This window comes from Bradyrhizobium sp. (assembly GCF_035701725.1).
Taxonomy (GTDB): Bacteria; Pseudomonadota; Alphaproteobacteria; order Rhizobiales; family Xanthobacteraceae; genus Bradyrhizobium.
The window spans coordinates 1-2889 of record NZ_DASSRP010000127.1 but is presented as its reverse complement, the minus strand read 5'-3'; the positions used below and the strand labels follow the sequence as shown (position 1 = coordinate 2889).

Genomic DNA, 2889 nt, shown 5'->3' with positions numbered 1-2889 from the left:
AACCCGCGGCTTCGGGTCGATGCCATCATCGCCGAGCCGATCCGCGCCTTCGAGCTTCTGAAAAGCGAAGCTGATATTCGCGCCCGCGTCGGCGAATTGCTCGGCCTGGTCGGCCTGCATGCCGACGATGGCTGGAAATTTCCGCATGAGTTTTCCGGCGGCCAGCGCCAGCGCATCGCGATCGCGCGCGCACTGGCGTCCGAGGCCGAATTCATCGTCTGCGACGAGCCGACCTCGGCGCTCGACGTTTCGGTTCAAGCGCAGATCCTCAACCTGATGCGCGACCTGCAGGACAAGTTCGGCCTCACCTACCTCTTCATCAGCCACAATCTCGCGGTCGTCCGCCACATGGCAAATCGGATCGGGGTGATGTATCTCGGCCGCGTGGTCGAGATCGCGCCATCGCGCCAGTTGTTCGATGCGCCGAAAATGCCCTACACCAAGATGCTATTGGGCGCGGTTCCCGACCTTGCAATGTCCGGGCGCCAGCGCATCCCGGTAAAGGGCGAAATTCCGAACCCGATCAATCCGCCGTCGGGATGTTCCTTCAACCCCCGCTGCCCTCTGGCCTTTGATCTTTGCCGCCGCGAGGCGCCAAGGCTGATCGAGGGGGTGGCCTGCCATGCCGTTAACAGTCCCGCGGAAGCCGCCATCGGCGTATGATCACAGCATCGGTAACGCCGGGCTGCCAGTTGGCAGAGCCCTCCGGCTGTGGTCAATTGCCGCCCCATTCATAAGAAACGTCAAAAAGCACGGATAAGCCCATGAGCCATATCAATCCCGATCCCTTCACCACCCGCCCCGAGATCGAGGGCATGTTCGGCGTGGTGACCTCGACCCACTGGATCGCGACCGCCGTTGGCATGGGTATCCTGGAAAAAGGCGGCAACGCCTTCGATGCAGGCGTCGCGACCGCATTCACCTTGCAAGTGGTCGAACCGCATTTGAACGGCCCCGGCGGCGACGTGCCGATCATCGTGCATGACGTCAAGCGTGGCCGCGTCGAGGTGATCTGCGGCCAGGGCCCCGCGCCAGCGCGGGCCACCATCGCCCATTACAAGAGCGAAGGGCTGGAAATGGTGCCTGGCACCGGCCTGCTCGCGGCCTGCATTCCCGGAACGTTCGAATCCTGGATGCTGCTGCTCCGTGACTACGGCACCATGCGGCTCCGGGACGTGCTGGAACCGGCCATCGCTTACGCCCGCGACGGCTATCCGTTCCTGGAACGCGCGGCAGCTACCGTCAAAACCGTCGAACAACTGTTCCGGAAATACTGGACCACCTCGGCTGCGGTATATCTCCCGAACAACGAAGTGCCGAAGCCCGGCGTGATCTTCACCAATCCGAAGCTTGCCGAAACCTATACGCGCATCCTTAAAGAAGCGGAGAGCGCCGGCGGCAATCGCGAGGCGCAGATCGAAGCCGCGCGCAAGGCATGGTCGAAAGGCTTCGTCGCCGAGGCCGTCGACAGGTTCTGCCGCACCCAGGAAGTGATGGACGTGTCGGGGTCGCCGCACCGCGGCGTGTTGTCGGCCGACGACATGGCGAAATGGCAGCCGACCGTCGAAGCTCCGCTGACCTACGACTACGGCCGCTATACCGTTTGCAAGGGGGGCGTCTGGAGCCAGGGCCCTGTGATGCTGCAACAGTTGGCGTTGCTCAAGGGCTTCCAGCTCGATGGACTCGATCCCACGGGGCCCGAATTCATCCATACCCAGATTGAATGCGCCAAGCTCGCTTATGCCGACCGCGAGAAGTTTTACGGCGATCCGAAGTTCACGGAGGTCCCGATCGCAACGTTATTGTCGGATGCCTATAATGACGAACGGCGCAAGTTGATCTCGGACAAGGCTTCGCTCGATTTTATCCCCGGTTCGGTCGAAGGCTTTGGCGGCGTGGTAAGACTCCGCCGCCAGGAAGGCCAGCGCGAAGCGGTCGGCGCGATGGGCGCGGGCGAGCCCACTGTCGGGCGTTTCGGGGAAGTCCGCGGCGACACCGTCCATTTCGACATCATCGATAAGGCCGGCAACATGATCTCGGCGACGCCCTCCGGCGGTTGGCTGCAATCCTCGCCCGTGATTCCCGAACTCGGCTTTTGTCTCGGCAGCCGCGCGCAGATGTTCTGGCTGGAGGAAGGCCACCCGGCCTCGCTCGCGCCGGGCAAGCGCCCGCGCACCACGCTCTCGCCGACGATGGCCTTGCGCGACGGCGAGCCATACCTGTCATGGGGCTCGCCCGGCGGCGACCAGCAGGATCAATGGATCACGCAATTCTTCCTGCGGCATGTCCATGCGAAAATGAATCTGCAGGAGGCGATCGACGCGCCGGCCTGGCACTCCGAGCATTTCCCGATCTCGTTCTGGCCGCGCACCGCGCGTCCCGGCGTGATGGTGGTGGAAAATCGCGTGCCCAAGGCCACGATCGATGACTTGCGCGAGCGCGGACATATCGTCGAGGTCGGCCCGGATTGGTCCGAGGGCCGCCTCACCGCTGCCTCGAAAATCGGGGTCCGCCGCCGCGCCGCCGCCAACGCCCGCGGCATGCAGGGTTACGCCGCCGGACGCTAGTGCAGCGAATTTGAAGTTCCTATCAGTGTGGCCGCAAGTTCGTCATAGGATCTTCAAATTCAAAGCCGCACTAGAATTAATAAGTTGCTAGAGCTCCTTTGATTCCGAAGTTCGCATCAGAGGTCGCCGCGATAGCCTGCGAACTTCGGAATCGGAGCGCTAGGCGCATGACCTGGTCGACCATTGCCAAAGACAATGCCACCGGCCAGATCGGAATCGCAGTCGCCACCAAATTCTTCGCGGTCGGCTCGCGCGTGCCGCATATCGCGGCCGGACTTGGCGGCATCGCGACGCAGGCGCTGGTCAATCCCTATTACGGGAT

Annotated in this window: 3 protein-coding genes; all 3 read left to right on the top strand. The window is 62.9% G+C overall.

Annotated features, from left to right (window positions below):
• Positions 1–663: ABC transporter ATP-binding protein (locus VFL62_RS07180; protein WP_325171673.1), on the top strand; the 663-nt coding region annotated here is incomplete at its 5' end.
• 101 nt (positions 664–764) lie between these two features.
• Entirely contained in the window at positions 765–2567 is a 1803-nt protein-coding gene (locus VFL62_RS07175; RefSeq protein WP_325171672.1) for a gamma-glutamyltransferase family protein, read from the top strand.
• Positions 2568–2734: 167 nt separating this feature from the next.
• Positions 2735–2889: DUF1028 domain-containing protein (locus tag VFL62_RS07170; RefSeq protein ID WP_325171674.1), on the top strand; the 155-nt coding region annotated here is incomplete at its 3' end.